This is a genomic window from Streptomyces sp. P5F9, from assembly GCF_057961495.1.
In genome coordinates this window covers 24920-49314 of sequence record NZ_JBXVPZ010000014.1, presented here as the reverse complement: position 1 = coordinate 49314, position 24395 = coordinate 24920, and the positions used below count along the sequence as shown (strand labels likewise).

Here is a 24395-nt window from a genome sequence, read left to right as displayed (position 1 = left end):
ATGAATGCCATGCTCGCCGCGCGCGCCCAGAAGGGCTCCGACGCGCTGCACCTGCACAAGATCGCCATCCCTGAGCCCGGGCCCCAGGACGTCCTGGTGAAAGTGGCCTCCGCCGGCCTCGCGCCCGGGATGATGACCCTGCTCGCCCAGGGCGCCTTCAAGCACCTGCCCAGCACACTCGGGCACGAGGCCGCCGGCACCGTCGCCGCCGTCGGCAGCGAGGTGGAGGGAGTCGGCATCGGCACCCGTGTGCGGGTGCACCCCAACCTCAACTGTCGTACCTGCGGATACTGCCGCTCCGACCGGGACATGATGTGCCCGCAGCAGGCGATGATCGGGCACGCCGCGTTCGGTGACGTTCCCATGCCGCTGTACGACCGCTACCACGACGGCGGCCTGGCCGAGTACATCCGGGTACCGCACTGGCTCGTCGACCCGCTGCCCGACAGCGTGTCCTTCGACGTCGGCGCCAAGGTCCACGACCTCGCCAACGCCGTACGTGCCCTCAAGTGCGCCGATCTGCCGCTGGGCGCCACTCTCGTGGTCACCGCCGCCACCGGCACGATGGGCACCGCCACCGTCAAGCTCGCCCGGCACTTCGGCGTCTCCCGTCTCGTCCTCGTCGGACGCAGCGCCGAGCGGCTGGATGCGGTCCGGCCGCTCGCCGGTGACGTACACACCGACATCGTGGCACTTGAGGAACTGCCGGCGAGCTGGGCGAAGGAAGGCGGCCTCACCCGCGCCCTGCGCGCGCTGGTCCCGCAGGGCGCGGACGCGGTCCTCGATTTCGTACCGGACGGACCGGCCACCTCCCAGGCGCTCGCCGCACTCGCGACCGGCGGAAGCCTCGTGCACATGGGCGCCAACCGCAGTCCGCTGCTGTTCCCCATGAGCGCCGTCATGGTCAACTGCTGGCGCATCGTCGGCACCCGCGCCTGCACCCGCACGGACGCCCGGGAAGCCCTCACCCTGCTGGAGCGGGGCGCGCTGGACGCGGAGGGGCTCATCACCCACCGCTACCCCCTGGCCGCAGCGGACGAAGCCGTCGCCGCGCTGCAGAGCCGGACGGAGCCGATCTGGATGGCGGTGGTCAACCCGTGAATCCGCGCCACCCCGTACTCGTCGTCGGCGGCGGCCCCGTCGGCCTCACCGTCGCCAACCTCCTCGCGGCCCGCGGCGTTCCCCTCATCGTGGTCGAGCGCAACGCCTCCACCAGTGACGAGGCAAAGGCCATCAGCCTGGACGACGAGTCCCTGCGGACCCTCCAGACGGCAGGTCTCGCGGACAGGGTCCTGGAAATCGTCGTGCCCGGTACCGGCACCCGCTACTACGACCGCAAGGGCCGGCCCCTCTTCCACGCCCGCGGCCCGCAGCCCTACCGTCTGGGCTACACGTTCAAGAACCAGTTCGCCCAGCCCGAACTGGAAAAGCTGCTCCTGGACGAGCTGAAGTCCCGCCCCGAGGCGGACATCCGCTTCTCCACCGAACTCATCAGCGCGGAAGAGAACCCCGACGCCGCCGGCGCCACCGCCACTGTCCGCACCCCGGGCCACACCGAAACGGAAACGCTCCAGGTCAGTTGGGTCCTGGCCTGCGACGGCGGACGTTCCACCGCACGCGAACTGCGTGATATCGGGATGACCGGCACCAGCCACCAGGAAGTCTGGCTGGTCGCCGACACCACCGGCGACCCTCACGACGAGCGCTACGGCATGCACCACGGCACTCCCGACCGGCCCACCGTCATCGTCCCCGGCCGCGGCGGCCGCTGCCGCTACGAGTTCCTCCTCCACCCGGGAGAGGGCGAGAAGGGCGTCCGGCCCGACTTCGAAACCCTGCGCCGTCTCGTCGCCCCGTACCGGCCCCTCGCCGAGGACCAGGTGGAGCGCTGCACCGCCTACACCTTCAACGCCGTCGTCGCCGACCGGTGGCGCGACGGACACGTCCTGCTCCTGGGCGACGCCGCGCACATGATGCCGCCCTTCGCCGGCCAGGGACTCAACTCCGGGGTCCGCGACGCCGCGAACCTCGCGTGGAAGATCGACGACGTGTGGCACGGCCGCGCCGGAGAGAGCCTGCTCGACACCTACGAAGCGGAGCGGCGCCACCACGCCACCGCGATGGTCCGCTACTCGGAACGACTCGGTGACGTCGTCATGACCACCGGCCGGTGCCGCGCGCTGGTACGAGACATCACCGCCCGTACCCTCCTGCGCATACCGCCGGGGCGGCGCTACCTCACCCAGATGCGGTTCCGGCCGCAGGCCCGGCACAAGGCCGGCCTGGTCGTCGGTGACCACGCGCTGACGGGCACCCAGCTCCCGCAGCCGCGGGTCCTGGTCCCCCCGAGCCTGCGTCCGCAGCTCCTGGACGAGGTCCTCGGACAGTCCTTCGCCCTGCTGGGTGTCGACGTCCCCGACGCCGCCTGGCAGCACTTCGACAGCGCGAGCTGGCCGGACGACACCCTGGGCATCAAACGGATCGACGTCCTCCTGGGCGACCGGCTCCCGTCGGCGGCCGGCGCACGTGATGCCGTCGCGGACGCGGACGGTCGCCTGGAGGAAGCCCTCGCCCCGGCCCGCAACCGGTTCGTCCTGGTCAAACCCGACCGCTACATCGCCGCCGTCATGGGACCCGACGACATTCCCGCCGTTGCCGAGGCATTGCGCAGGAACACCCAGTGACCTCGATCCCGACGACCACGGCCGCCGTATGGGTCTACGAACACGGCGGCCCTGAGCAACTCGTCCACGAACAGCGGCCCCTGCCCGCCCTGGGCCCCACCGACGTGCTGGTGGCCGTCGACACCGCCGCCGTCTCGGGCTGGGATCTGAAGTACCGCCGCGGACTGCAGTCCGGCACGAAACTCCCGGGCCGCAACCCCTTTCCCATGCCCCAACAACTGGGACGTGAAGCCGCAGGAACGGTCGTCGCCGCTGGGCCCGACACCCGGCTGCTGCACGTGGGCGACCGGGTAGCGGCCGTCGTCCACCCTGAGAACCCCTATGCCCCGGAAACCTACCGGGGCCTGGGGAACCTCTCCACGGGCATCGCCATCCCCGGCCATCAGGGCCTGGGTGCCTACGCCGAGTACGTAGTGCGCGACGAGCGACTCTTCCTGCCGGTGCCCGACCATGTCGACCTGGAACAGGCAGCCATCACCCTGTGGCCCTACGGCACCAGCCACCGCGTCCTGCGTGACCGGCTGCGGGTCACTGCGGGCGACACCCTGCTCGTGACCGGAGCTGCCGGCCCGATGGGCCTGGCCACCATCCAACTCGCCCAGCTCTTCGGCCTGCGTGTCATTGCCACCACCCGACATGCTGAGCGAGCCGACGCTCTGCGTACCGTCTGCGGTGCCGAGGTGATCGTCACCGACGACCTCGACGTCGCTCGGCACGCCGTACGGGACCTCACCCACGGCCAGGGCGTCGACCACGCGGTCGACTACTCCACCCACCGCGACCTCCTGCGCCTGGCCCTGGACGTGCTGCGACTGGGCGGCAGGCTCTGCCCGGCGGCCGGCGAGCAGGACCCGCCAGGCCCGATGCCGTTCACCGTCTTCGACCTCACCCGTCTGGAAGCCGACATCGTCGGCGTCCGCGGAGCACGGCACGAGGACGCTCTGCGCGTGATGGCCCTCCTGGCCGACGGCAGGCTGCACTCACGGATCGCGGCACGCCTCCCGCTGGCCGATGCTGCGAAGGCCCACGAACTGATGGAACGAGGCACCACCGTCGCCGGGCGCATCCTCCTCAAACCCGGGACCTGAAAGCGCGCGGGTGGCCGGGTCCTGCCCTGACCCGGCCACCCGCGTTTCCTCATCGCACGAGAGAAGAAGCTCTTGCCCACTCTCACCACCGTCGCAGTGGCCCGCACCGGCGAGGACACCTTCCACTGGGAACGCGCCGTCCTCGACGACCCCGGCCCCGGCGAAGTCCTCGTCCGCCTCGTCGCAGCCGGCCTGTGCCACACCGACCTGTCCGTCCTGGCCGGACGCCTGCCCACCCCTCTTCCCGCAGTTCTGGGCCACGAGGGAGCAGGAACCGTCGAAGCCGTAGGAGCCGACGTAGCCGGCATCGCCGCCGGAGACCATGTGGTGCTCTCCTTCAACTCCTGCGGCCACTGCGACGCCTGCCGCACCGGCCGTCCCACCACCTGCGAGACGTACTTCCCCCTCAACTTCCGTGCCGCACGTGGTGATGGCACCACACCGATTCACACCGAGGACGGCGCACCGCTCGGCGGCCTGTTCTTCGGACAGTCCTCGCTGGCCCGGCACGCCGTCGTCTCCGCGCAGAGCGTCGTCCGGGTCGACGTCGCGGACGAGGAAGAACTCAGCCTGCTGGCACCCGTCGGCTGCGGGATCCAGACCGGAGCCGGAGCGATCCTGAACCTGCTCAAGCCCCACTACGGTGACAGCGTGGCCGTCTTCGGCGCCGGGGCAGTGGGACTGTCCGCCGTCATGGCGGCCCGCCTCACTCCCGCCCGCACCATCGTGGCCGTGGACGTCGTCCCGTCGCGGCTGGCTCTGGCTACCGAACTCGGCGCCACCCACACCATCGACAGCAGCAAGGAAGATCTCCGGTCCCGTCTCGCCGACCTGGCCGGTCCCGGAGGCCTGACGTACATCGTGGAAACCACCGGCGTCCCCTCGCTGCTGGAGCTCGCCGCCACGGCCATCGCCGCCGACGGAACCGTCGCCGTCATCGGAGCCCCCTCCGCCGGCAGCCGGGCCTCCTTCGACATCAACGCCCTCATCGACGGCCGCACCATCCGCGGGGTCACCGAGGGCGGCAGCGACCGCACCACCTTCATCCCCGCTCTCATCGACCTGGCACGCCAAGGACGCCTGCCCTACGAGAAGTTCGTCCGCTTCTACGCCGAAGACCGGCTCCACCAAGCGGTGACCGAAGCCCGCTCCGGGCACACCATCAAACCGGTGATCTGCTTCGACAACCGGACGGGGGAGGAACGATGAGCCTGCCGCACACCCGCAACCTGATCGACGGCCAGTGGCACGACGGACACGCGACAGGCACCGCCTGCGCACCCGCCACCGGACAGGCCATCGGCACCTTCGCCGATGCCGGAGCCGTCAGCGCCCGCCACGCCATCGACGCGGCCCGCCGCGCCTTCAGCAACACCTCCTGGGCCCACGACCGGCAGCTGAGGGCCCGCGCCCTGTCGGAGCTGGCCGACCGGATGTCCGCCCGGCGCGACGAACTGGTCGATCTGCTCTCCTTTGAGAACGGCAAACGGCGAGCGGATGCGGCCATGGAGATCGACTCCGCCATCCCCAAGCTGCGCTACAACGCCGCCCTCGCCCTGACCGACACCGGCCGCGCCGCGGAAACCAGCCCGCACAGTTACTCGATGACGATCCACCAGCCCGTCGGCGTCGCCGCCGTCATCGTCCCGTGGAACTCTCCCGTCATCCTGGCGGTGCGCTCCTTCGCCCCGGCCCTGGCCGCTGGCTGCACCGTGGCGATGAAGATGCCCGCCCAGACCGCGCTGACCAACGGCCTGCTCTACGAGATCATCGCCGAGACCGGCGCATTGCCGGCCGGTGTCGTCAACGCCTTCACCGAGTCGGGGAACGAGGGCGCGCCCCTTCTCGTCTCCGATCCCGGTACCGACGTCGTCAGCTATACCGGCTCGACCGCCGTCGGCCGTGTCATCATGGCGCAGGCCGCCCGGCACCTGAAGGGCTGCTCGCTCGAACTGGGCGGCAAGTCCCCGATGGTCGTCTTCGACGACGCAGACCTGGACGCGGTCGTTCCCGTGCTCACCGCTGCCATCACCACCTTCTCCGGCCAGTTCTGCATGGCCGGCAGCCGCATCCTCGTCCAGCGGGCGGTGGCCGACGAGCTGCGCGGGCGGCTGATTACCGCTCTGGAGGCGGTCGCGGTCGGCCCGGATGCGGATCCGGGAGCAGGCCTGGGCCCGGTCATCGACCGGGCGCAGGCCCTGCGCATCGACTCCCTGATCGCCGAATCCGCCGACTACGGCCGGGTTCTCGTACGAGGCGGGTTGCTTGACCCCGAGGGTGACGACGCTTACGTGCGGCCGAGTCTGGTGGAGGTGGACGACCTCGCGGCCCCGCTCATCCAGCGGGAGGTGTTCGGGCCGGTCGCCACCTTCGAGGTGTTCGACGACGAGGACGATGCCGTCCACCGGGCGAACGCCACCGAGTACGGCCTCGCCGCCTCGGTCTGGAGCCGGGACGTCGACCGGCCGCTGCGGGTCGGGCGGCGCCTCGACGCCGGAACCGTCTGGATCAACGGCTGGGGCGTGATCCGCGACCAGTTCGAAGAAGGCGGATTCAAGCAGAGCGGCGTCGGCAGGCTCAACGGCCCCCGGGCTCTGGCGGAGTTCCAGGAGATCAAGCATCTGGTTCACACCCCCCGCGTCGGCTGACGAGGGCTACCGTGGTGGGGCACGGGGGCCCTCGCACAGCGGACGTCACCTTCGCGCCGCGGCCGGTGTCACCGGCCGCGGCGCGACTGTCCTGAGGCAGGCCTTTACGTCAGTCGGTCACCGGGGACCGAGGATCGGGGGCAGTGGCCAGGGGCACCCGTGTCCGCTCCGCTGCCCGCGTTCTCGGCAGGGAGGCCACGGCCACCGCTCCGAACACGGCCGGCACGGTGAACGCGTAGAACCCGGCCTTGGGAGAGGCGACCCAGGTGGTGACGGCTGCGAGATAGCTCGGGCCCACGATGGCGCCGAACCGTCCTACCGCGAGGCCGAAGCCCATACCGGTGCCGATCAGCTGGGGCGGATAGCTCGCCGCCATGCAGCCCACCACCAGGCTCTGGGTGCCCAGGGAGCCGACTCCCGCCAGTGCCGAGAGCAGCAGCAGGACAGGACGTGGCTGGGGGGTGCTCAGCGCGAGGAGCGCACACGCGGCCAGGAGGAATCCCCCCAGTGTCACCACGCGGAGATGACCACGGTCGGCGAACAGCGACAGGGCTGTGGTCCCCACGCTCGCGCCCACCGTGAAGGCGGTGGAGAACTCCAGTGCCGAGTTCAGGTCGTACCCCGCCTTCAGCATGACGGAGGGCAGCCAGTTGCTCGTGGAGTAGATCAGGGCGATGGACATGAAGGACGCCACCCACAGCAGCACCGTGACGCGGCGGCGGTCCTTGTCCAGCAGAGCCCGGGAACGGTAGGCCGGGTCCGTGCTCCGCGACGCGTTCGCCGCCGGAGGTTCCTGCTGCGGCAGGAACCGCAGCAGGAACGGGACGAGAAGCAGAGGCAGGACGCCGGGAGCGAACATCCACCGGAAGTCCGTCTCTGGCAGCAGCGCGCGACCGAGATAGGCGGAGACGGCCCCGCCGAGGCCGAGGGCTGCCATAGCGACGGCGATGTACAGCGTCCGGCGCCGCCGCGGAGCGCGGGCGGTGACGAAAGCCCCCACGAGGGGGGCCAGGGCGCCGACCCCGAGGCCAGTGAGGACGCGGGCGCCGATGAACACCGGCAGTCCCGGGGCGAGGGCCGACAGCAGCATCGACACCGAGATCAACGCCAGGGCGGTGACCAGCGGCAGCCGGAGGCCGAACCGGTCGCCTGCACGACCGGCCGCAGCCGATCCCAGAATCATGCCGATGCCGGTGACGCTTCCGAGCATGCCGAGTGTGCCTGCGGTGATCTCACTACCCCAGGCACCGTGCCGCAGGAGTGCGGGTCCGACCGTGCCGAGGGTGAAGAGGTCGTAGCCGTCGATGAAGAGGATGAGGAAGGCCAGCGCCAGCACGCCGAGTGGCTTGGCCGGGAGGGGAGAGCCACCTGGGGAGGAGGGGCCAGGGAAGGCGGAGAGCGAGGACACGTGCGGCTCCTAATGGAGAGGGGCGCCACCGAGGAAGCGTGCACCGGGCCGGGAGTGCTCCGGCGCAGCGTGATCACGACGCCCAGTTGACCTGATTTTCAGGTCTAGTGTCCTGTTAAGCAATACTCGTGCAACGTTCCATGTGCGTGCGGAGCTCGACGTCGTCGGCTCCGCACGGCGGACGAGCCTCAGCCTCGCGTCTCGCGGACGCACACGTTGCGGGTCTCGCCCAGGTCCTCGATGACGGTCCTGAGGGTCTGGCCCTCCTTGAGGTAGACCTTGGGGTCACGCCCGTCGCCGACACCTCCTGGCGTGCCGGACAGGATCACGTCGCCCGGCAGCAGCGTGATGATGTCGCTGATGTACGCGATGATGTCCGCGATCCCGAACAGCAGGTCCGACGTGCGGGAGATCTGCATCACCTCGCCGTCCACCTCGCAGCGGATCTCCAGGTCCGGCTCCTTGCCACCGAACTCGTCCGCGGTGACCAGTTCGGGCCCCAGGGGCGTGGTCGCCTCGAAGGTCTTGCCCGCCAGGAACTCCCGGGTGCGGCGCTGGTACTCGCGAACCGTCACGTCGTTGGCGACGGTGTAGCCGGCCACGTAATCGAGGGCCTCGGTCTTCGGGACATGGTGGGCGGCCCGGCCGATGACGAAGGCCAGTTCCGCCTCCCAGTCCACGGTGTCGCTCACCGTGGGCAGGGTGACCGGGTCGTCGGCGCCGATGAGGGAGCCGTCGTACTTCGCGAACAGCGTGGGGTGGCGCGGGGTGTCCCGTCCCATCTCCTTGATGTGCGTGGCGTAGTTCAGGCCGAGGCAGACGATCTTGTTCGGATGCGGCACCACGGGGGCGAAGACGGCCTCGGCGGCGCTGACGCGCTCGCTTCCGGCAGCGGCGCCCGCCCTGGCCCAGTCGGCGCCCGAGTTCAGCAGGTCCCCCACGTTCGCGTGGGGGAGCAGGACGTAGGAGTCCCCGTCGCGCCGAGCGGCTCGGGTTCCGTCGCTCGTCCGCAAAGTCGCCAGTCGCATATCTGGTGCACCTCTTCCTTCATTGACTGATTCCGAGGTCGATCGTACTCTAGTTGCGAAAAGCAGGACCTATGTCCTGTAAAATGAGACATGAAGGAAGTGGCGGCATGGCTATCACCGGACTCGGCCACACGGGGCTGTGGGTCTACGACCTGCCGAAGATGCGGGATTTCTATGAGCGCGTCATGGGGCTGAGCGTGACGGACGAGGACGAGGGTCTGCAGATCGTCTTCTTCAGCGCGCGGCCCGACGAGGAGCATCACGAGTTCGTACTCCAGTCCGGACGAACCTCTCCCGTCGGCGACAAGCAGCAGCACCAGATCTCCTGGCGTGTGGAGTCGATCGAGGACATCCGCACCTTCCACCGGCGCTTCGAGGAGGAAGGGGTCGAGGTTCAGCAGGAGGTGACGCACGGCAACGCCTTCGGGATCTACTTCTTCGACCCCGAGGGGAACCGCAACGAGGTCTACCTGCGCATCGAACGAGACGTGCGGCAGCCCTTCCGCAAGACCATGGACTTCAGCCTCTCGCCGGAGGAGATCTACGCGGAAGCCGAACGGCTGCTGAGCGACGGCGGCGCCGCGTACCAGCCGGTCCAGTAGATCAGAGCCGACCGCCTCACCTCCCGGCTAGGTTGCCTGCATGCCAGGATCTAGCTCTCGAAAAACAGGAATCGAGCAGGGCGTCGAGGGCGGAACGCGACCGCCGACCGGGCGCTGTACATCCTCCTCATGTTCGACGACGACCGGCTCGCCCTCTCCGCCGCCGACGTGGCGGCCCGTCTCGAAGTGGCCCGGTCGACCGCCTATCGGTACCTGCAGAGCCTGACCGGCAACGGCTTCCTGGAGGAGAGGGACGGCTCCGGATTCCGGCTCGGGCCCCGGGTCGTCGATCTCGCGCGCCTGGCGCGCAAGGGCATGGGGCTGTCGGACCTGGCGCGGCCCATCATGCGCAGGCTGGTGAAGCGCACCGGTATGCCCGCCCTGCTCACCCGCAGAACCGGTGGCACGGTCGTATGCCTGGAACGCGAGGACGCGGGCACCTCGCTGCGCCTTTCCTACGGGCGCGGGGAGATCCTGGCCATCAACGCGGAAGCTTCCGCGCTGGCCCTGCTCGCCTGGGCGCCGGCGGCAGAACTCGACGAACTCCTGGCCGGCCCGCTGCCCCGCTGCACCGACGCCACCCACGCCGATCCCGCGGCGCTGCGTGCCCGCCTCACCGAGATTCGGGAGCAGGGATACGCGGTGGGCCATGGCGAACTCGACCCCGACGTGCTCGGGATCGGGGCTCCGGTGAGGGGGGAGAACGGCAACATTGTCGGTGCACTCAGTGTGGCGGCCTTCTCCCACCGGGTGCCGCAAGGGGAAGTGCCGCACCACATCGAGAGCGTGTGCCAGGCGGCCGAAGACCTCTCGCTCCGAGCGGCGCGCATGGGGATCGGCTGAACGCGAAAAGCTGCACACGGTACCCGTACGATGTCCTGCATGACAGGACGTAAGTCAGAAAAGGCCACTCCGGCGGGCCAGTACCGGGAACGCAACTCGACCGCGGATCGTGCGCTCGACATCCTGGGACTGTTCTCGCAGGACAAGCTGTCCCTCTCCGGCCAGGAAGTGGCGACCGCTCTGGGGACGGCACGCTCGACCGCTTACCGCTACCTCCAGAGCCTGGTCGGCAGCGGTTTTTTGGAAGAGGACCCCCAGGGCGGGTTCCGGCTCGGCCTGCGTGTTCTGGAACTGGCGCGCCTGGCACGTCGGGGGTACGGGCTGTCGGAGATCGCCCTGCCCCTGATGCGGGAGCTGTGTAGTGAGGTCGGCGAGACGGTACTGCTGACCCGCCGTGCCGGAGGCGCTGCCATCTGCGTGGAGCGATGCGAGGCGGAGCATCCGGTGCGGATCTCCTACGAACGCGGCAGCGTGCTCCCGGCCAATGCCGGGGCCTCCGCCCTGGCGCTGCTGGCCTGGCTGCCCGAGCAGGAGTGCCGCGAGCTGCTGGAGTCTCAGAGGCTGCAGCGGTTCACCGCGCGCACGATGACGGACGTCGACGATCTCATGGCACGGCTCACTCAGATCCGGCAGGACGGGTTCACCGTCAGCCGGGGCGAACTCGACGCCGACATCCTCGGTATCGCCGCCCCGATACGCGGGTTGTCCGGGGGCGTGGTGGCCGCGCTGAGCGTCGCCGCACTGGAACACAGGGTCCCGGACCGACGGCTCGACGAGGTGGTCACAGCGGTCCGCCGTGCCGCTGAACTCATCAGCGGCCAGCTGGCGGTCGTCGGGGACTGAGATTCGGTAGGAGATTCAGCCACTCCACCGGGGGCCCGTCGGACTGCGGACGGGACCTCCCCGCGAGCAGATACCGGCATGGCCGCATGCCGACGCATCGTCACGGTGGCCGTGTCACTGGTCGGCTGTGCTCGCGCCGCGCGGCCGACCGGACCGACGGTGTGTCGATCCGAGTGGTCCGAGCGTGCGGGCCGGCTCCGCGTCACCCCGGCACGCACGGTCGCGTCCCGGCGGGAAGACGGCCAGATGTGGATCAGGCAGTCGCCGGGGCGGCTGCCCGAATCAGCTCAGCCGTGCGCTTGATCGCGCTCTCCGCGGCCTCGGCGTCGAATGCCCCGTATTCGATGGTGAGCGGGCCCTCGTATCCGCTGTCGGCGATGATCCGCAGGACTCGGTCGAGGTCGTACAGCTTCGAGTGACCGTCGGGGTGAAATCCGTACGTCTTGACGTGCACCACCTCGGCTCGCGGGAGGAGCGCCTGGATCGCCTCGTACGCGGGGTCGGCGTCCATGAGGTCATCCGGTTCGCGACCCGTCATGAAGGCCTCGGCCGCCGTGCTCATTACGGGCTCGAGGTTGCCCGTGTCGAGGACCAGGCCCAGCTCGGGACCCACCGCGTCGAGCAGCGGGGTCAACTTCGCCGGATCCGCGGTGTACGGATCGGCGTTTTCGAGCATCAGTCGCACGCCTGCCGCCTGCGCGGTGGCGATGAGCCCCCGCAGGGTCTCGACGATCACCTTGAAGGAGGCCAGTGTCACTGGGGGGACGAAAGGCGGCGGCATGAGGAGGACTCCCACCTGCTCGGCCTGAGCCTCCGCGGCCAGCGAGATGAGCCGATCCGCCCATTCGAGGTCTTCGGCCCGGTGGCGGTCGTCCGCGTCAGCGATACACCGGCTGATCCAGACGAGGCTCACCGACACGTTCTCGCGGGCCAGAACCGCAGGCAAGACCGCGCGCTCCTCTGTGGTGGCCGCCGTGAGCTGTTGCTCCATGAGCTCGACCGACGACAGACCCAATCCCTTCTTCGTACGGCGCGGGACCTGGTCCAGCGAGAGGGACTTCGGGCTGTGCACGACCTGGATCGAGGCCATCTCACCGCTCGGTGCGCGATAGTCGACCCACACCGGGCCGAGTTCCTCCCTGATCCCCAAGGCGGCCAGCCGGATCTGGTTCTTCATTACTGTCCTTTCGTCGGGTCGCGGCGCCGTAAGCCGTCGGCTGGTGCGCAACGGCCAACACGGTCGCTGTCCTGTCACCACCGACCTGGCCGGGCGCCGAAGGCATGCGGGACTGATGCCGCCCTGTGCCATGTGGCCGGCCCTGTGCACGGTTGGTTCGTCCGGGCCAACGGCGCCGAAGTATCGCGGGGCCGATCTTGCAGGTGCGCGTAGCTCCGGTGACGGCCATCGGGAAGCGTTGAGCACCCTGCTCGTGCTCCTTCCGCAAAGCAGGGTCAGAGCGGCGGGAGCCGGAATGCCCCTCCGGCCACCACGGACCTGCAACGGAGGGGGGTGCGGCTTGGGGCTGATGAACTCGACGAGCCGGCTTCGAATCACGCCGAGCGAGGTCATCGGGGTGTGCTCGCCGGCGAGCTGGTGGGAGGCCTCGTCCACGTCACAGTCGCGGGGCCGAACGGCTGCCGAATGTCCGTCGTCTGCCACTCGACGCGGATTTCGTCGTTCTCGTAGTCCAGTCAGGGAGGATGTCCGGCGAGCCCGCGGGCTCAGGCGACGCACACTCCCGGCACCGCTGCCGTGCGCATCACGACCGGGTGGGAGATCGAGCCGTCCGGGTAGAGCGTCAGCGTGCTCTGGAACTCCTGGGTCATGAACGCGTCTCTGAGAGAGGCCAGGGTCTCCCAGACGGCCACGTTCGTCAGGAGGTGGCTGTCGCCGGCGCCTCGGTACAACTGGGCGGAGACGAAGCCGGGCTGTGCCTTCATGATCAGGGAATCTTGGCGCCAGACGTCGATGACCTTGTCGGTCTGTCCATCTGGAGCCAGGAAGGTGTTGACGAGGGTGACGGGCTGTCCGTCGTCCGGGCCCTGGAGCTGCGCCAGGAACGGGGCCGAGGGGTCGAGGTCCTTGAGCTCGATCATGTGAACTCCTCCGGGAGCCGGTCAGGTGCTGTGGGAGCCGGTCATCAGTCCGGCCAGGTCGTCGGGCTTGATGAACGAGGGGGGCGGGGGCGGCCCCCAGTTGAACAGGCCCTTGGCGCCGTCGAAGACTTCCGGCTTCCACAGCTGGTCGTCGACGATGCAGTCCAGGTCCGAGTAGTACTCGGAGAAGTTGCCGGCCGGGTCCTTGAGGTACCAGAAGAAGTTGGAGCCGGCGTGATGGCGGCCCAGGCCCCACACGTGGCGTTCGGGGTGGTCCTCCAGCATGGCCGCGGCACCGCGGCCCACCTCGTCCACATCGTCGACCTGCCAGGAGGTGTGGTGCAGGAACGCCACCGGCGCGGCGAGCACGAGGACGTTGTGGTGGTCGGTGGAGCAGCGCAGGAAGGCGCCGACGTCACCCATCAGGTCGGAGACCTTGAAGCCGAGGCCGTCGCGGAAGAAGCCGGTGGTGGCCTCGAAGTCGGTGGTGCCCAGGACCGCGTGACCCAGCTTCCGGGGCCGGACCGGGCTCTCGCGCAGCAAGGCCGGGGCGCGGGTCCCGATGCGTTCGGTGCGGCCGGGACCGTTGTAGGGGGTGGGCGGGGTATCCGGCTGTGTGACGCGGGGTTCCACCCTGAGGACGGCGCGGACGCCGGTGATCTTCTCGTAGGCGGTGAGGGTGCCGGCCTCCTGCCGGGCGGAAACACCCAGCCGGTCCAGTCGGGCAGCGGTGACGGAGAGGTCGTCGGGGGAGTCGACGCCCACGGTGATCTCGACGAGTCGGCGCGTGGGTGCGTGGACGACCTGCAGCTGGCGTCCTCCGTCACGCGTTGTGAACCAGCCGTCCCCTTCGGGTGCGAGCCCGAAGTCGGTGTAGTAGGCGGCGGTCTGGGCGGTGTTGGGGACACCCATGACGATCGAGGACAGACGGTGCAGGGCCATGGTGAACTCCTGAACGCGGGAATCGCGTGGTCGTGGGTGAGCCGGCTCAGGCGCGGAAGGTCTGGCGGAGCTCGCCGATGTCCTGGACGTGGCTCACGAGAACGTCACCGTCGGCGAGCCAGCGCTGCGGAGTACGTCCCATCCCGACACCTGCGGGAGTGCCGGTGAAGATGACGTCACCGGGCAGCAGGGGAAGGACGGCCGACAGCCGGGCCACCAGCGCGGGCACGGAGAAGATGAGGTCCCTGGTCCGGCCCTTCTGTACCTCCTCGCCGTTGATCGAGCAGCCCAGTTCGAGGTCGTCGCTGTCGGCCAGAGCATCCGGCGTGACCAGGTACGGCCCCATCGGGGTGAATCCGGGGAAGGACTTGCCCAGGCCGAACTGAGGCGCCGGACCGGTGAGCTGGGTGATGCGCTCCGAGATGTCCTGGCCCACGGTGAGTCCCGCGATGTGCAACCAGGCGTCGTCCTCACCGACCCGATGGGCCGGTTCGCCGATGACGGCGACGAGCTCGACCTCCCAGTCCGTGTGGCCCCTTTCCGGGAGCCGGACTTCGGTGACGGGGCCCGTGATGCTGGAGACGTACTTGGTGAACACGGGCGGCAGGGTGTCGGGGACCGCGAAGCCTGACTCGTCGGCGTGCGCACGGTAGTTGAGCCCTACGGCGAGCACCTGACGCGGAGAGGGGGCGGGGGAGCCGAGGTCCGTGGCCGCGAAGGGCCGCCCCGCGGGCAGCTCGGCGCTCACGGCCCAGGTACGGAAGGCGGTCCAGCGCTCGTAGACCTCTTGGGGGTCGGGACCGAACCGGCCGTCACTGGCCTGCTCGACGTCGACGGCAGTGTCGTTGTCGGTGATGATGACGAGACGGCCGGACAGGTTGGCGGTACGCACGTGCTGCTCCTCTGAGGGGGTGGGGGGCGTGCGACTGGTCACACGAGGGGGGTGATCTTCTCGTCGATGCCGAGCAGGGCCTTGCCGTACACCTCGAACGCGACCGTCGGCGCGGCGACCGCGTGCCGGCCCGCTGTGTTGGCGTCACGCCAGATCCTCTGCAGGGGGTTGACGTCGGCGAAGGAGCCGGCGCCGTGCACGCTGACGAGGGTGTTGATCGCTTCCAGCACGTTCTGGATGGCCCAGCCGGTGTCCGCCCGCACCCGGGCACGCTGGGTGAAGTCGAGGTACGTGCCCTGCTGCGCCGCCTGGTCGATCTCGGAGGCGGCGCGCTGCGCGTGGAGCGTGGCGGTGTCGATCCGCAGGGCTGCTTCGGCGATCTGCAGCTGCACGGCGACCGACTCGGCCTGCGTCTCGTAGAAGGTGTACGAGATGGGCTTGCGGGAGGCCTTCTCCGTGACGTATTCGAGGGCCGCGCGGCCCAGACCCAGTTGGGGGCCGGCCAGAACGAGGGCCAGGATGGGCACGAAGGCGGAACGGGACAGGACCTCGTCCGTGTGCTCGGTCGGATAGCCACCCTCGATGGCGGCGGGCACGGACATGACCCGGTGCTCGGGCACGAAGATGTCCTCGGCGATCAGACAGTTGCTCGCGGTGCCCTTCATCCCCGCGACGAACCAGGTGTCCTCCAGGGCGAGGTCACCGCGGGGCACGAGTGCGAGTCCTTGGTCCACCACCGCGCCGTCCGCGTCCGTGAGCGGAACACCGAGCACGGCCCAGTCGGAGTGCGAGGAGCCTGAGTTGTAGTACCAGCGCCCCGAGACCTGCCATCCGCCGTCGACCTTGGTCGTCGTGGAGGTCGGGCTGAGTACCCCGGTGACCCGGGCGTCGGGGTTGGCGCCGAACACGTCGTCCTGGGCTTTGGAGGGGAAGAGGCTGGTGAGCCAGTTGCAGACGTTGACGAGGGTGACCACCCAGGAGGTGGAGCCGTCACCCTCGGCCAGGGCGGCCGACACGTCGAGCATGGTGCGCATGGACGTCTGGTAGCCGCCGTACCGGCGAGGAGTGGCGAGCTTGAACAGGCCGGCGTCGGCGACGGCGTCGATCACCGGGTCCGGCACCCGGCGGCCGGTCTCCGTGGCGGCCGCGTGCTCACGCAGCAGTGGCCGCAGGGCTGCGGCGCGGGCGACGAGGTCCTCGTGAGTCGTCATCGTGGTGCGCTCTTTCTGTCATCGGCGGGACAAGGGGTCCCTGGTCCGAGCGGGAGGAGCGATCAGCGTGCGCAGGCTGCGACGTGTTCGCGGATCGTGTGGCGCGGGCGGTCGGCGAAGGCGGAGTGGGTGCCGAAGGTGCGGTGCCCGTAGACGAGCGGCGCCGCCGGCGTCGTTTTCGCGTGGGTGACCAGGCCGAGGATCAGAACGTGGTCGCCGCCGTCCACGGTCTGAGCCACCTCGCACGCCAGCCATCCCGGGGCCGAGTGGAGCCGGGGGAGGCCGTGATCGAAGTGCCAGTCCACGCCGGCGAAGCGGTCGGCCCCACGGCGGGCGAAACCCAGGGCGAGATCGTCCTGGGTCCGGGCGAGGACGTTCACCCCGAAGCGTCCGGTGGCGGTGAGGTGGGACAGGACTCTGGATCCGCGGTCAAGAGCCACGGTCACCATGGGTGGGCGCAGCGACAGCGAAGCGAAGGCGCTGACCGTCGTGCCGTGGGGGAGACCCTCCGCAGTGGCGGTGACGATGGTGACCGGGGCGCAGACACCGGCCATGAGATCGCGGAATGCCTGCTCACCGAAGGAGGGGATCATGAAGATCTCCATTCGTCATAATGATTACGGTGATGCTGCATCCGGGTTACGCGGGGCGTCAAGAGGTGCGACTGTATTCGCCATAATGATTTTCCCGGAACCGGTCGAAGAGCGGAGTGGCTGTGGCGGCACGCAAGGAAGGCGCCCGGCGTCGTGGTGCGGACGCGAGCAGGGGGGTCGATCCACCGGCACTGCGACGCGCCGAGTGGGGGCAGGCGGGGGGTGCGTCCCGTGCCGAGGCCGCTGCGGACGCCGTGGCCGAACTGGCCGCGCGCGTCGCTCCTGGTACGCGTCTGGGAACGAAGGAAGAGCTCCGGGCCCGTTGCGGGGTGTCCGTCGGGACGTTCAACGAGACGCTGCGCCTGCTCCAGACCCGGGGAGTGGTGACCGCGCAGCGCGGCCCGGGCGGCGGCCTGTTCGCCGCCGAGCAGACCCCGATGACGCGGCTCGCCCACTCCGTACTGGCCCTCGATGGCTCCCAGGGTGATGTCGCGCAGGCGCTGCGCATCCGCAACGCTCTCGAACCGCTTCTCTGGCAGGACGCGTTGTGGCATGCCTCCCCGGCCGACGTCAAGGACCTCCGTGCATGTCTGGAGGGCATGGCCGCGGCCGCGACTGCGGGCGACGCGGACGAGTTCGTGCTCGCCAACTGGCGGTTGCATGCCAGGGTCGCCGACATCACTCCCAACTCCCTCCTGTGTTCGCTCTATGTGGCCCTTCTGGAGCTGGTCGAACGTCATGCCCGAGCGGTCCGGCCGCAGGTCGACGTTCCTCTGGCACAGCACATCCGCGACCGCTGGAGGCTGCATGGCGCGATGGTCGACGCCCTCGACGAGCGGGACGAGGCGACCCTCCTGCGGCTCGTCGCCGAGCACGACACGACCACGGTCGTCGGTGAGGAGTGAGGGGGCGGTGCCGACGGCCAGAAGAAACATCTGACTGCACATGTCTTGCATGGGAGGACCATTGTCCTGTTTTCTCGGTCAGTCCGCCAGACTCGGGCGGACCTTTCGTCTCTGGAGGTCTCATGCCGCGCACCGAACCGAGCCTGGAGCAGATCGAGGAAACCATCACTGATCTCCTCCGTACCGAGGAGATCGCCACGCTGGCCGTGTTGGACGGGCACGGAGCTCCGTCCGCGTCCACGATGCACATCGCCGCTGACGGACTACGTGTCTACGTGCACACCTTCGCCCGGACCCGAAAGCGCTCGGAGATGGTCGCGGACGAGCGGGTCAGCTACGTAGCGAACCACCTTCCGCCGGGAGGCTACGACGAACGCTTCGAGACCCGTTCCCTCCAGGTCAAGGGCAGGGCGGCCCTGGTGGTCGCGCCGGACGAGATCGCCCTGGCGGCCCGGCTCAGCCGTGAGCAGTTCCCGTGGGCCGCCGAATCGGGGATGTTCGATCAGGTCAAGGGGCCGGAAGAGGGGCAGCAGGCGTTCTTCCGTATCGACCCTGTTCAGGCCGTGTGGGCGGATCACCGGGTGGGGCTGATGTGGCGGACCCTCCTCGACTTCACTGCCGACGGCAGCGGATTGTCCTCTATGCGGCCGTATGCGGATCTCTTCGCCTTCCGAGACTGACGTCAAGCATGCTGGCGCCGTCGACGAACGAAACGGCCGCCCGCGCGGCGACGCGCGGGCGGTTGTCCGGCGACACCCGGGAATCTACTGCCGTAGGGGCCCTTGCTTGTCTCGGCCGGATGCATGTCCATACCTCGGCGCGCTGTCATCCCCTCCGCTCCAGTTCCACAATGACGGTCACTATTCCGTATCGCGCGACAATCTCATTCCAGGATGGACGCTGTGGGAGAGCGGGCACGGGAGACAAACGCCGGGAGTTCCGCGGTTTCCCGGGCCTTATCGCCGCCCGACTGCGCCGGGCTGCCGACGGCAACGGGCGGCGCTTTCGACCCGCCCGGGGTCCCGGGGCCCGGAGACCTGGGGCCCCGGGCGGGTGGGGCAACGCCAGCATGGACATCAGGATGCAGCCGGGAGCAGACCTCTCAGCGGGCCTCGCGCGCGGCGCGAGCAGCGCTGCTCAACTCGTTCCGAACATTAACGGCATCACGGTCCGTCAGCTTGTATCCGAGGAGGACCAGGATGGCGGCGACGCCCACCAGGGCGGGCAGAAGGTTGACGACGAAGCTGATACCGCCGAGCGCCTCGGAGGTCTGTGCGGAGTTCGGCCGGTAGCCGAGGAGTCCGAGCAGGCCGACCCCGGCGGCGCTGACGGCACTCGCGAGTTTCGTTCCGAAGCTCCAGACGGCGTAGATCGTGCCGTCGGAGCGGATACCGGTCTGTTGCTCACCGTGGTCGATCACGTCGGCGATCATCGAGATCAGCAGTGCCATGCTGAAGCCGGCCAGCCCGTGGAGCGCGGTGAAGAGAACGACCAGGGACGTGCTGTGCGGGTCGACGAGATACAGCGCGACGAGCGCGAGCACCTGAACGACGAGCGAGACGATGAGCATGTTGCGCTTGCCGAGATGCCGTGCGAACCGGGTGAAAGCGAAGGTACCGATCATCGCTGCGAACCAGGGCAGGCTCATCAGGAGCGGGAGGAGCGCCGAGTCACCGACGTTGTACTCGTAGAAGTAGATCACCACCCCCATACGTCCGAAGTAGGAGATGACGATAAGGAGGGTGGCCACGAGGAACACCATGAGGGGGCGGTTGGTCAGGACGGCGCGCATCGTGACGCGAATCGGTGGCTGCTTGGGCCGGACCGGTGTGATGGTTTCCCGCGAAGTCGCGAACACGGCGTAGAGCAGCGGCAGCGAGACCGCGGCGAAGATCGCGAGGGTGATCGTGTACCCGCCGGCGGTCGCGGAGTCCCCGTCCTGTGACCGGCTGAAGAAGGTGATGAGCGGGACCGTGATCAGTCCGAGCAGGATGCCGATGGCATTCGAACCGATGTAGCGGAAGGAACTCAGGGAGGTTCGGTCGGCCGGGGTCTCCGCCATGGCGGCGCCGAGTGCTCCGTACGGCACGTTGACCGCGGAGTACAGGATGCCGAGGATCATGTAGGTGAGGGTGGCCCATGCGACGGCGGCCGCGGAGTCACCGGAGAACGGGGCGGTGAAGACGAGGACCGAGAACGCCGCCAGCGGGAACATGCCGTACAGCATCCAGGGGCGGAAGCGGCCGTTTCGGCTGTGTGTCCGCTCGGCCAGCGCGCCTATCACCGGGTCGATGACGGCGTCGAGGACGCGTGCGCCGACCATGAGGATGCCGACGGCGCCGGCCGCGATGCCCACGGTGTCGGTGTAGAAGATGGCGAGGTAGGCGATGGTGGTGTTCCAGATCATGCCGCCGGCGAAGTCCCCGAGTCCGTAGACCGCTCGGTGGAGCAGGGGAAGGCGGGGACGGCTGTCCGCGCTGATCAGCGACGGCTGTGCCTCGACGGCGGCGGGTTCTGTGGTGGGCATGGCTCTCCCAGAGGTGGGCACGACGGTGTGCGACACGGATGCCCGCAAGCGCGGGCGATCCCGTCCGGACCTGCGCGGTCGATCGGTGGCGCACAGCGCACACACCGCATCGGTCCGGGAGAACGAGGGGTATCTCGTGATGGGGGGGGGTGCCGTACGACGTGCGATCGCCGGTCCCGTGGGGTGTCGGCGTACGGCTTCAGTCCGGAGGGATCACCGAGTCACAGCGAGGACGCGGTGAGCGAGGCGGCCTGTTCCGCCCCCCGGCAGGCCAGCAGCATCGACGTCAGGGTGGGGTTGCAGGCCACCGGCGTCGGGATGACGTTGTTGCCTCCCAGGTAGAGGTTGTCGTAACCCCAGACACGGGAGTGGCTGTCGCACACGGAGGTGCCGTCGTCCGCCGGGCCCATACGGGTGCTGCCGAGGTAGTGCAACGACGTGCCGCCCGGCTGGACCATGATGGTCGGGCGGTCGGCGCCGAGTGCGCCGGCGGCGCGGGCGACCTGACGTTTGGCCTGCTCGATGAGTTCCAGGTCGTGCGGGGTGTACGCGTAGTCGTACCGGATGGCCGGCATTCCGTGGGGGTCGCGCTCGGTCTCCGAGAACCAGATCCGGTCCTCGGGGCGTGCCTCCTTGGCGAACATGAAGGAGAACAGCACCAGCCCCGTGCCACGGTCCGAGCCCTCGGAGCGGATGACGGACTGCCGGAACTGACCGTGCAGTTCCCCGTGTTGGGGGAGCGGGATCCACCCCACGCCACTGGACGTGCCGTCCGCGTGGAGGATGGTCAGGTCGGATGTGGCGTCCAGGCCGGCGGGCGTGAGCGTGGTGCCCACGAGCACGTGCTCGCTGAAGTAGCGGCCCAGCGCCCGGGGGCGGATGCCGGAAGCGAACAGCAACTGCGGGGTGTGCAGAGCGTCGCCGGCCACGACCACCACCTTCGCCGAGACGCGCTCGGTGTTTCCGGTGGGCCGGTGTTCCAGGACCGCGCCGGTGATGCGACGGCCTTCCACAGTCAGCTGACGGCAGAGGGTGTCCGCGGCTATCGCGAACGTCTCACGGGGCCGGGTGGCCAGGTCACCGAGGACCGTGTCGGAACCGGACCAGTGAAGGGTGCCGTCGGGGTCCCTCCGGCAGGCGAGCGGTATGTTCCGCACCGGGCCGTCGGGGTCCAGTTCGTCGTTGAACTCCTTCCCGAGCCGGTCGAGGCACTCCTGCCACTCGGGGCTGTCGGTCAGCGGCTCCTCGCTCACGGCGAGCAGCTGCTTGGCCTTGTCCAGCGCCGCGTCCCACTCGTCCCGCGGGATGAAGCCGACCCGCTCGCGTCCCCGGGGGTAGGGCGACGCCGTACCCCAGTGACTGCCCATTCCGCCGACGTTGCGGGAGGCCGCCAGGGCCGGGAGCAGTCCGTTGCCGGCGCGGGACGCCGCCGGGCCGACGAAGAAGGTGCCGGCCGCCGCCGCGAGCCCGGTCGCCTCAGCGTCGAAGTGTGCCCTCATGGAGGTGCGCTCTTCCTCGGGCGTACGTCCTTCGGACAGCCGCACGGCGCGGGCGCGTTCCGTGGGGTCCTGGATGTTGAGGACATGCGTGCCGGGAATCTCCGTGAGACGCGGGCCGGCCTCGATCATGAGGACCCGGGCGCCGGGTACACGCTCGGAGACGATCCTCGCGTAGGCCGAGCCGATCGGACCGCTGCCGATGACCAGGAGATCGACCTCTTTCGGCAGCCCGCCTTCTGGTGAGCTGTCCACGAACCGCGCTGTCATCACGCCTCCACCTGCTCGGTCCGCGCAGAGGGGGTTGTGGCCCGGATGCGTGCGACGGTCTGCCGGATCGTGTCATCGGCGACCGAGGAGTCCGCGCCGCCGTACTCGATGGTGAGCGGTCCCGCGAAACCGCTGTCCGCGATGATCTGCAGTACCCGGTCGAGGTCGTAGACCTTCGAGCGCTTGTCGTCGTGGAATCCGTACGTCTTCACGTGGACCACCTGAGCGCGTGGCAGGAGTGCTTCGATCGCCTGGTAGGTCTGTTCGGCGTCCTGGACGTCGCCGAGTTCACGTCCCTCGGTGACACTGCCGACCACCTCGGACATGACGGGCTCCAGGTTGCCTGTGTCGAGCACGAATCCGAGGTCCGGGCCCACACCGTCGAGAAGGGCTTCCACATTCTCGGGGACCGACGTCATCTCGTCGTCGTTCTCGATGAGCAGGGAGACCCCCGCCGCCTGGGCGACGCCGACGAGGTGACGGAGCGTGTCCACGAGGGCGGCGTTGGAGGCGAGGGGCACCTGGGGAACGATGGGCGGCGGCAGCAGGATCACTCGTGCCGACTGTGCGCCGGCTTCGGCGGACTGCCTGATGATGCGTTCGACCTCGGCCAGGTCCTCCGCGCGCCGGCCGGCGTCGGCGTCACCGACGTAACGGCTGATGGCGGCGAGGCTGTACGTGAGCTCTCCCCGGTCGACCGCGCTGCGCAGCGCGGCGCGTTCCTCGGCGGGGGCTCCGCTGAGATGCTCATCCATGATCTCGACAGCAGTGACGCCGAACGCGCTCCGCAGGCGCTGCGGGAGGTCACCGAGCGGAAGGGTTCTGGGGCTGTCGACGACCTGCTGCCGCACGAACTCCCCGTCGGGCGAGCGGAAGCCGAGCGACAGCGGACCGAGTTCGTGCCGAATCCCGAAAGTGGCGATACGTATGTCGTTTTCCATCGGACTCTCTTTCTCTGCCGGCCCCGTCAGGGGGGTGATCTTGCGGTTGGCTCCCGCGATCAAAGGGCGGGGAAATGGTCTGTCGAGGGGCGAGAGCGGGTGAGGGGCGGCGCGGAGGTCAGCCGTCGCGCCACGAGGGGGGTTCTTCGCCTCTCGCGGTGGCACTGATGGGTGAGGGTCGCGTAGCCGCTGGTCGGCCGGTACTGGCTGCAGTCGTCCCGGAGGCTGATGCGTGATCCCTGGCAGCGGGGAGAGATGCCGGGATTAACCATGATGATTATGGTGATATTGTATTTAGCCTACGGAGATGTCAAGAGGTAGGACAGACCTCGGAATCACCTACCTGCGACAGTCCGGGGATGGCTGATCGGCCCGGCGCCCGAAGCGGTGAAGGGCGGCCGCAGAACTCAGTCGACCAGCAGCGGGGCGAGCGTACGGTGGGCGATGTCCAGACCGTGGACGACCTTCTCGGGCGTGCCGCCCCAGACAGGGTCCTCGTGCTCGACGGAGAGGGTGCCCGTGAACCCGTGCTCGTACAGCCGGTCGATCACGGAGCGCCAGTCGACCTGTCCGAGGCCCGGTACCCGGTAGCGCCACCAGCCCATGTCCCAAGGGTTGGTGGAGCGGTCTCGCGCCGGGCCGAAGTGTCCCCACCGCTGCCGGTCGCCCGGCCGCAGCTCCACGTCCTTGGCCTGGGCGTGGACTATCCGGTCGATGTACGGTGCGATGGTCTTCACCGGATCGACGCCGATCCAGGTGAGGTGCGACGGGTCCCAGTTGAGGTAGAGCCCCAGATCGAACATCCACTCCCACAGCTCGGGGGAGTAGGCGAGGTTGCCCGGGTAGCCGTCCGGATGCCAGCCCTCCATCACGCAGTTCTCGATGATGAGTTTGACGTCGCGCTCGCCCGCGTAGTCGACGAGTTCCGGGAAAACCCGTTCGGCTTCGGTCAGGTTGTCGGCGACCGTCTTCGTCCAGTCCCGCCCGATGAAGGTCCCGACGTACGGCACGTCCAGTTTCTGGGCGGCGTCGACGGCGTGCTTGAGATGGCTGCGGTGGGAGGCCCGCTGCACCGGGTCCGGGTGGAGATGGTTCTCGTAGTAGGCGAACGCCGACAACTCCAGTCCGTGCATGTCGAGCAGGGCACGGGTGCGCTCGGCGTCGGCGTCGGTGAAATGAGCCACCGGCAGATGCGCGGCCTCGAAATCGCGGCCGCCGGTGTCCGGCCAGACGGCGACCTCCAGGGCCCGGTATCCGCGGCCCGCCGCGTACCGGGCGATCTTCTCCAGGTCCCAGGAGGGCAGGCAGGCAGTGAGCATGCCAAGTTTGATTCCCCCGGAGGCGGGTGTCGCGCCGACGCTCGGATTCCCGTTCATG

Annotated in this window: 22 protein-coding genes and 1 pseudogene; 11 read left to right on the top strand and 12 right to left on the bottom strand. The window is 69.2% G+C overall.

The window, feature by feature from the left end; translation table 11 throughout:
- The 5 genes from AC31A1_RS04775 (at position 1) to AC31A1_RS04755 (ending at position 6420) form a co-directional block, all read left to right on the top strand.
- On the top strand, positions 1-1101 hold the full coding sequence (locus tag AC31A1_RS04775) for an alcohol dehydrogenase catalytic domain-containing protein (RefSeq protein WP_489651988.1): 1101 nt from the start codon (positions 1-3) through the stop codon (positions 1099-1101).
- Positions 1098-2684 (top strand): bifunctional 3-(3-hydroxy-phenyl)propionate/3-hydroxycinnamic acid hydroxylase, encoded by a 1587-nt coding sequence (locus AC31A1_RS04770; protein WP_489651987.1) that lies wholly within the window; start codon positions 1098-1100, stop codon positions 2682-2684. The genes AC31A1_RS04775 and AC31A1_RS04770 overlap by 4 nt, the downstream gene beginning before the upstream one ends.
- On the top strand, positions 2681-3772 hold the full coding sequence (locus tag AC31A1_RS04765) for a quinone oxidoreductase family protein (protein WP_489651986.1): 1092 nt from the start codon (positions 2681-2683) through the stop codon (positions 3770-3772). Before AC31A1_RS04770 ends, AC31A1_RS04765 begins: the two co-directional genes overlap by 4 nt.
- Before the next feature lie 72 nt (positions 3773-3844).
- Positions 3845-4981, top strand: coding sequence for an NAD(P)-dependent alcohol dehydrogenase (locus AC31A1_RS04760; RefSeq protein WP_489651985.1), 1137 nt, complete (start codon positions 3845-3847; stop codon positions 4979-4981).
- The gene (locus AC31A1_RS04755; RefSeq protein WP_489651984.1) at positions 4978-6420 is read left to right on the top strand and encodes an aldehyde dehydrogenase family protein; all 1443 of its coding nucleotides are present in this window, start codon (positions 4978-4980) and stop codon (positions 6418-6420) included. The genes AC31A1_RS04760 and AC31A1_RS04755 overlap by 4 nt, the downstream gene beginning before the upstream one ends.
- A gap of 109 nt (positions 6421-6529) precedes the next feature.
- Here the strand turns inward: AC31A1_RS04755 and AC31A1_RS04750 are convergent, their stop codons facing one another.
- Positions 6530-7828: an MFS transporter gene (locus AC31A1_RS04750; protein ID WP_489651983.1), complete on the bottom strand. Its 1299-nt coding sequence runs from the start codon at positions 7826-7828 to the stop codon at positions 6530-6532.
- A 188-nt stretch (positions 7829-8016) separates the two neighbouring features.
- Positions 8017-8856 (bottom strand): fumarylacetoacetate hydrolase family protein, encoded by an 840-nt coding sequence (locus AC31A1_RS04745; RefSeq protein WP_489651982.1) that lies wholly within the window; start codon positions 8854-8856, stop codon positions 8017-8019.
- Between the two features lie 107 nt (positions 8857-8963).
- Here AC31A1_RS04745 and AC31A1_RS04740 point away from each other — a divergent pair, with 107 nt between their 5' ends.
- From AC31A1_RS04740 to AC31A1_RS04725, 4 genes and pseudogenes are all read left to right on the top strand, one after another.
- Positions 8964-9458: a VOC family protein gene (locus tag AC31A1_RS04740; protein WP_405846540.1), complete on the top strand. Its 495-nt coding sequence runs from the start codon at positions 8964-8966 to the stop codon at positions 9456-9458.
- A 111-nt stretch (positions 9459-9569) separates the two neighbouring features.
- A pseudogene (locus AC31A1_RS04735) lies at positions 9570-9698 on the top strand (helix-turn-helix domain-containing protein); the annotation flags it as partial.
- A 75-nt stretch (positions 9699-9773) separates the two neighbouring features.
- On the top strand, positions 9774-10301 hold the full coding sequence (locus AC31A1_RS04730) for an IclR family transcriptional regulator (protein ID WP_489651997.1): 528 nt from the start codon (positions 9774-9776) through the stop codon (positions 10299-10301).
- Positions 10302-10340: 39 nt separating this feature from the next.
- Positions 10341-11144 (top strand): IclR family transcriptional regulator, encoded by an 804-nt coding sequence (locus AC31A1_RS04725; RefSeq protein WP_489651981.1) that lies wholly within the window; start codon positions 10341-10343, stop codon positions 11142-11144.
- 253 nt (positions 11145-11397) lie between these two features.
- Here the strand turns inward: AC31A1_RS04725 and AC31A1_RS04720 are convergent, their stop codons facing one another.
- The 6 genes from AC31A1_RS04720 to AC31A1_RS04695 all read right to left on the bottom strand — a co-directional run bounded on the left by AC31A1_RS04720 (position 11398) and on the right by AC31A1_RS04695 (position 16879).
- On the bottom strand, positions 11398-12321 hold the full coding sequence (locus AC31A1_RS04720) for a sugar phosphate isomerase/epimerase family protein (protein ID WP_489651980.1): 924 nt from the start codon (positions 12319-12321) through the stop codon (positions 11398-11400).
- Positions 12322-12866: 545 nt separating this feature from the next.
- Positions 12867-13241, bottom strand: a complete 375-nt coding sequence (locus tag AC31A1_RS04715; protein ID WP_405846545.1) for an antibiotic biosynthesis monooxygenase family protein — start codon at positions 13239-13241, stop codon at positions 12867-12869.
- 21 nt (positions 13242-13262) lie between these two features.
- A complete protein-coding gene (locus AC31A1_RS04710) occupies positions 13263-14183 on the bottom strand; it encodes a VOC family protein (RefSeq protein WP_489651979.1) in 921 nt (306 codons plus the stop codon).
- A gap of 46 nt (positions 14184-14229) precedes the next feature.
- Positions 14230-15075 (bottom strand): fumarylacetoacetate hydrolase family protein, encoded by an 846-nt coding sequence (locus AC31A1_RS04705; RefSeq protein WP_489651978.1) that lies wholly within the window; start codon positions 15073-15075, stop codon positions 14230-14232.
- A gap of 38 nt (positions 15076-15113) precedes the next feature.
- Positions 15114-16286: an acyl-CoA dehydrogenase family protein gene (locus AC31A1_RS04700; protein ID WP_489651977.1), complete on the bottom strand. Its 1173-nt coding sequence runs from the start codon at positions 16284-16286 to the stop codon at positions 15114-15116.
- Between the two features lie 62 nt (positions 16287-16348).
- Positions 16349-16879: a flavin reductase family protein gene (locus AC31A1_RS04695; protein WP_489651976.1), complete on the bottom strand. Its 531-nt coding sequence runs from the start codon at positions 16877-16879 to the stop codon at positions 16349-16351.
- A gap of 122 nt (positions 16880-17001) precedes the next feature.
- Between AC31A1_RS04695 and AC31A1_RS04690 the strand changes: the two genes are divergently transcribed.
- Together AC31A1_RS04690 and AC31A1_RS04685 are read left to right on the top strand one after the other, a co-directional pair.
- Positions 17002-17784, top strand: a complete 783-nt coding sequence (locus tag AC31A1_RS04690) for a FadR/GntR family transcriptional regulator (RefSeq protein ID WP_489651975.1) — start codon at positions 17002-17004, stop codon at positions 17782-17784.
- Positions 17785-17906: 122 nt separating this feature from the next.
- Positions 17907-18464, top strand: a complete 558-nt coding sequence (locus tag AC31A1_RS04685; RefSeq protein ID WP_489651974.1) for a pyridoxamine 5'-phosphate oxidase family protein — start codon at positions 17907-17909, stop codon at positions 18462-18464.
- 422 nt (positions 18465-18886) lie between these two features.
- Here AC31A1_RS04685 and AC31A1_RS04680 read toward each other — a convergent pair whose 3' ends face one another.
- From AC31A1_RS04680 to AC31A1_RS04665, 4 genes are all read right to left on the bottom strand, one after another.
- Positions 18887-20311 carry an MFS transporter gene (locus AC31A1_RS04680; RefSeq protein WP_489651973.1) on the bottom strand — a complete coding sequence of 475 codons (1425 nt, stop codon included), beginning with the start codon at positions 20309-20311 and terminating at the stop codon, positions 18887-18889.
- 221 nt (positions 20312-20532) lie between these two features.
- Entirely contained in the window at positions 20533-22077 is a 1545-nt protein-coding gene (locus AC31A1_RS04675; RefSeq protein WP_489651972.1) for a GMC oxidoreductase, read from the bottom strand.
- Positions 22077-23018, bottom strand: coding sequence for a sugar phosphate isomerase/epimerase family protein (locus AC31A1_RS04670; protein ID WP_489651971.1), 942 nt, complete (start codon positions 23016-23018; stop codon positions 22077-22079). Before AC31A1_RS04670 ends, AC31A1_RS04675 begins: the two co-directional genes overlap by 1 nt.
- A gap of 407 nt (positions 23019-23425) precedes the next feature.
- Positions 23426-24394 carry a sugar phosphate isomerase/epimerase family protein gene (locus AC31A1_RS04665; RefSeq protein ID WP_489651970.1) on the bottom strand — a complete coding sequence of 323 codons (969 nt, stop codon included), beginning with the start codon at positions 24392-24394 and terminating at the stop codon, positions 23426-23428.
- Position 24395 lies beyond the last annotated feature (1 nt).

Excerpts from the sequence above, each read along its gene's own strand:
- AC31A1_RS04685 (WP_489651974.1), top strand. The coding sequence starts at position 17,907 with ATGCCGCGCACCGAACCGAGCCTGGAGCAGATCGAGGAAACCATCACT.
- AC31A1_RS04675 (WP_489651972.1), bottom strand. The coding sequence starts at position 22,077 with ATGACAGCGCGGTTCGTGGACAGCTCACCAGAAGGCGGGCTGCCGAAA.
- AC31A1_RS04670 (WP_489651971.1), bottom strand. The coding sequence starts at position 23,018 with ATGGAAAACGACATACGTATCGCCACTTTCGGGATTCGGCACGAACTC.
- AC31A1_RS04730 (WP_489651997.1), top strand. The coding sequence starts at position 9,774 with ATGGGGCTGTCGGACCTGGCGCGGCCCATCATGCGCAGGCTGGTGAAG.
- AC31A1_RS04725 (WP_489651981.1), top strand. The coding sequence starts at position 10,341 with ATGACAGGACGTAAGTCAGAAAAGGCCACTCCGGCGGGCCAGTACCGG.
- AC31A1_RS04695 (WP_489651976.1), bottom strand. The coding sequence starts at position 16,879 with ATGATCCCCTCCTTCGGTGAGCAGGCATTCCGCGATCTCATGGCCGGT.
- AC31A1_RS04755 (WP_489651984.1), top strand. The coding sequence starts at position 4,978 with ATGAGCCTGCCGCACACCCGCAACCTGATCGACGGCCAGTGGCACGAC.
- AC31A1_RS04710 (WP_489651979.1), bottom strand. The coding sequence starts at position 14,183 with ATGGCCCTGCACCGTCTGTCCTCGATCGTCATGGGTGTCCCCAACACC.
- AC31A1_RS04680 (WP_489651973.1), bottom strand. The coding sequence starts at position 20,311 with ATGCCCACCACAGAACCCGCCGCCGTCGAGGCACAGCCGTCGCTGATC.
- AC31A1_RS04745 (WP_489651982.1), bottom strand. The coding sequence starts at position 8,856 with ATGCGACTGGCGACTTTGCGGACGAGCGACGGAACCCGAGCCGCTCGG.
- AC31A1_RS04740 (WP_405846540.1), top strand. The coding sequence starts at position 8,964 with ATGGCTATCACCGGACTCGGCCACACGGGGCTGTGGGTCTACGACCTG.
- AC31A1_RS04720 (WP_489651980.1), bottom strand. The coding sequence starts at position 12,321 with ATGAAGAACCAGATCCGGCTGGCCGCCTTGGGGATCAGGGAGGAACTC.
- AC31A1_RS04715 (WP_405846545.1), bottom strand. The coding sequence starts at position 13,241 with ATGATCGAGCTCAAGGACCTCGACCCCTCGGCCCCGTTCCTGGCGCAG.
- AC31A1_RS04665 (WP_489651970.1), bottom strand. The coding sequence starts at position 24,394 with ATGAACGGGAATCCGAGCGTCGGCGCGACACCCGCCTCCGGGGGAATC.
- AC31A1_RS04700 (WP_489651977.1), bottom strand. The coding sequence starts at position 16,286 with ATGACGACTCACGAGGACCTCGTCGCCCGCGCCGCAGCCCTGCGGCCA.
- AC31A1_RS04775 (WP_489651988.1), top strand. The coding sequence starts at position 1 with ATGAATGCCATGCTCGCCGCGCGCGCCCAGAAGGGCTCCGACGCGCTG.